Origin of the sequence: Streptosporangium sp. OZ121 (assembly GCF_051918885.1) — a bacterium.
Classification (GTDB): Bacteria; Actinomycetota; Actinomycetes; order Streptosporangiales; family Streptosporangiaceae; genus Streptosporangium.
Genome location: NZ_JBPXMC010000065.1, coordinates 1 through 4634 on the forward strand (window position 1 = coordinate 1; position 4634 = coordinate 4634).

At 68.6% G+C, this 4634-nt stretch carries 1 protein-coding gene; it reads left to right on the forward strand.

What is annotated here, in order from left to right:
- Positions 1 to 4634 (forward strand): RHS repeat domain-containing protein (locus ACTOQ1_RS42645; protein ID WP_440074279.1); only part of this gene is annotated, 4634 nt, incomplete at both ends.

The following is a 4634-nucleotide window of genomic DNA, read 5'->3' on the forward strand; positions in this document are numbered from 1 at the left end:
GGGCGCAAGGACACCCATCCGTATGGTTTCGCGCCGTTGGATCGGGTGGTGGACGGCGATGATCATCAGGTGCGGTACACCTATGCCACGGTGGGGCGCACGGCGGCGGCGCCGGCGGCGGGGCATCCGCGCGAGTTCGTGCTGACCGGCATCGACTACGTGGCGCCGGGGGCGCAGCAGGAGTACGCGCGGGTGCGGTTCGGCTATGGCGCTCCGGTGTTTTGCGGGGACCCGGCCTCGGGCATGCTGCCCGTCGGGGCCCGGTTGGATTACCAGCTGGGCTACGGCCGGCTGTCCGGGACGCGCAAGCTGGTGCAGGTGACGACGGAGACGGCCAAGACCTCGGGGGCGGCCGGGTATGACACCCGCAGCGTGTACACGCTGTCCTATGACAGCGCCACGGAGGGGTGCGCGGGGGTCACGGCGCCGTTTCGGCAGCTGACCTCGGTGCAGCGGACGGTGAATCGTCCGGTGGTGGCCGGGCAGACGGGGCCGGGCCAGACGGTGTTGCCGGCCACCACGTTCACCTACGGCAAGGCCGCCTCCTATACCCAGGACGACGACTACGAGCCGGCGGTGCCGACGGTGGCGAACCTGAAGATGCCCGAGTCGGTGGACACCAACCAGTTCTTCTCCTTTGATCCGGACAATCCGAACCAGTGGCGTTTCACGCCGGTCACCTCGCATGTGGGGTGTGTGGAGACGTTCTGTCCGACGCCGAATTCGGCCACCGGGCCGCCCTTTCATGGGGCTAGCGGGTCGTGGTTGCTGTCCACCGGGCAGGCCACCGGCGAGAGCGTGGCGCGGATGTGGGTCGACCTCGACGGTGATGGCCGCACCGACATGCTGGCGCGCAGCGGCGGGTTGCCCAAGCTGGCCTCGGCCGCCCCGCAAAGCGGCGGCTGTCAGGTGGAGGTGTATCTGAACAAGTCCACCGGGTTCGTCAAGCAGGCCGCCGGCGGGGAGTTCGCCCCGTTCAGCCTGCGTAAGGCGATGGGTGACATTCCGGTCAAGGCCGCCACCCCCGACAGCGGGGACGGGGAGTTGCTGTGCACCCTGTCGCGGTCTTTCAGCCCGGATGCCTCGGGCGGATACCGGGGAGATGCCGCCAAGGCCTGCCACACCGAGAACGACTGGAGGGCTCCGGCGTCGTGGAAGTCGATGCAGCAGGCCAGGCACGCCTTCATGGACCTGGACGGCGATCGGCTGCCTGACCTGGTCACCCAGACGATCGCGTCGGTGGACTGCCCGTATGCCTCCACCCAGGCGATCCCGGCTCCGGTGTATCAGCACAGCATGCACGAAGAGACCTTGAATCCCGATCCGCATTGGGAGCCTGCGTTCGTTGACGGGACGGTGGACCCCATCCGCGCCGAGGAGGCGCCCGCGCGGGCGATCACCAAGCGGCAGCGGTATCTGTATGTGTATCGCAACACCGGAAGCGGGTTCGCCGCTGCCCCGGTCCGCATCGAAGCGGGGGGCATCACCGAGTCGGCGCCGCAGGGCCGGCTGTCGGGGCCTCAGTCGGGGGTGATGAGTTCCTACACCACCGGCTCTCCCCAACATTCGGTGACGATGGCGGAGTTCAACGGCGACGGCCAGCCGGACGTGATCTACGACTCCGGTTATCACAGCACGGCCAGGAGCTGGGTGAGCATCGGGTCGGCCGTCGGGTCGCAGACCACCACGGCCTGGACACCGGTGCAGCTGGCCGACGAGGACCAAAACCTCCATCTGGGGCCCGCGCGTTCCCGGGTGGATCGCGTCGTCGATCCCGACCCGCCGGGCGATCCGGCACTGGATCGCGACGGCGGCTACACCGGCTATTTCCGTAATGGAATGGGGCTGGATATCAACGGCGATGGGCTGACCGACAAAATTCGTGACGCCACTTTCAACGGCAACAGCCCGGATGTGTTCTTCAACACCGGCGCCGGGTTCGGTACCGAGGCCAACGGCGGCCAGGTGGCCTTCAGCCGCGACCACGCCGACACCTCGCGGCTGGAGTCTTTTCGCGCGCCGGATCTGATGGACAAGAACTGGCAGTACTACCCGCAGACCGGTGAGCGCTGGGGCAAGTCGCGGATGCTGGACATGGACCGTGACGGTATCGCTGACCTGCTGTTTCATGACAAGGAGGCCGGGCGGGCGCGGTTGTACACCGGTAGTGGCACCGCCTGGTCGCGGTCGTTGCCGGCGGATGTGTCGGTGGCCGCGGCGCTGGCCGGGCGGATCGTCGCCACCGGCACCACCTTCGGCGGCAGTGTGCAGGAGTTCGCCGACCGGGCCGATTACCGCTACGCCGCCACTCATCAGGCCGCCGACCTCAACGGGGACGGGTTGCTTGACCTGATCGAGGACGGCGACGGTGACGGGGTTCCGGCGGTGCGCTACGCCAAGCAGATCATCGACCGCAGTCCTGCGCATGCGGCTCCGGCGCGGTTGCTGCGCAGTGTCTCCAACGGCTCGGGCGCCACGACCACCGTCACCTACTACCGTGACAGCGCCGCCGGCAAGTGGGTGGCGCAAAACGTGCGTGTCGATCCGGGCCATGGCCAGCCGGCGATCGCCACCGACACCTCCTACCTCGATCCGGTGTTCGTGGCCGGCCCGTATGGCCAGCACGGCTTCGCCGGGTTCGCCGAGGTGCACACCTACGCCGGCAAGGACAGCGTCGAGGCGGGCGATGACCGCACCGACGTGGTGCGCTATGACTACACCAAGAGCCCGGCCGGGCTGGCGGTACTCAGCGCCGGCGTGTTAGGCCATGTCCCGGCCGCGCCGCTGGCCGACTCCCAGCCCAAGGTGATGCGCCTGGTCGAGTCGACGTACACGCTGTCGGCGGATCTGGGGCGGGCGCCGGGCATGCGCGCCGATTACCCCTCCCGGGTGGTGCTGCCCGAGGAGACGGTGTCCTATACCTGCACCGGCGCGGCCGGGCAGACGCTGGCCGCGTGCCGCACCAGCGGCGCCAAGGTGCGCCAGATCACCGACTGGGACCGCCAGGAGGTGGGCGGGAAGTATGTGATGGATCTGCCGGCCAAAACCGACACGATCTTCACCAACGGCCAGGGCAAGCAGGAGACCCGCCGCAGCCGTTCTTTGTATCGGCTGGCGTGGACCAGTGCGGTCTTCAACGTCGCTGCTGATCTGACCTCGACGGAGGTCGCCTTGGACGGGGCCACCGGCACCGAGCTGGGCCGGGTCCGCTACGCCTACCACGATGAGCATTTCCGGTTCGTCAAGACCATCACGGTCGAGGACGGCGATGAGGACATCCCGGACAAGACCAGCCGGTTCGTCTACTACGGCGGCACGGGCGTCAACCGGGGGCAGCTGTATCGCACCTGGGCGCCGCAGCAGGTCGCCGACGGCAACGACAGCATCGACAGTCCCGGATACACCCAGTACGGCTACGACGTCCACGGGGTGCACGTCGTGCGCACCGAAGGACCCGTCCGCTACGCCGACAACCCGATCCGCCATGTGGTCAAAACCGTGATCGACCCCGGCACCGGGGCCGTTTTGGAAAGTGAGGGCCCCAACTACGGCTGCCCGGACGGCCCGGATGTCGGCAGTGTGCCGGATCCGGCGACCGCCTGCAGCTTCGACCAAGCCGATCAGGCCAACCTGACCGAGTTGGTGCGTACCCACGTCGACGGGTTGGGCAGGCCCACCCGCTCGTTGAGTTTCGCCATCGGCGACACCGCCCGCACCCAGGGCGCGGAGATCTCCCGCACCACCTACGACGACCGGGCCGCTGAGCTGGGCACCGGCACCGGCCGGGTGTCGATCGTGGCCGAGGACCCGGTCGGTGACGGCGAGCGGGGCCGCTCGGTGATCGAGGTCGACGGATTGGGGCGGGCGTTGCGCACCAGCATCGACCAGGACGGCTCCCGCACCCGGACCAACACCTTCACCTATGATGCCCACGGCCGCGCCCAGGATGTGTTCGTCCCCCGCGCTGATGGCACCGCCGGCGTGGTCGGGTTCCGCACCCGCTACGACGCGCTGGGCCGGGAGGTGGAGGTGGCCGAGCACGGCACCACCTTCACCCCCCTGCAGCGCACCACCTATGACGGGCTGAAGACCACCACCGCGCAGCTGAGCACCGGCAGCTCACCGGCCAAGCAGACCACCTTGACCACCGACGCGGTGGGCCAGCTGCTGACAGTGGGTGAGCAGCTCATCGACCCGATCGACGCCGTCACCCGTTACGCCTACGACGGCGCCGGAAACACCGCGAAGGTCACCGACCCCGACGGCATCACCACCACTTTCACCCACGACTACAGCGGCAACCGGCTCTCCTCCACCACGGCGGGCCGCACCTGGCGTTATGGCTATGACCGCAACGACAACCCCACGTCGGTCACCGAACCGCTGCCCCCAGGAGCGAACGCCGACGATTACACCCACCGCAACGTCTACGACGCCGCCGACCGGCTGATCCGCCAGATCCCGGCCGTCCGCGACCTGACCGAGACACAACGCGCTGAGTTCAAGATCGGCGCCACCGACTACGTCTACGACCTCCCGCACCCCTCGCTGGAGGCGGCCGGCGGGCAGGCGGGCTACAGCGTGGGTCGGCTGACCTCGGCCACCTCCCCGGCGCTGACCACGATCAGCCGCTT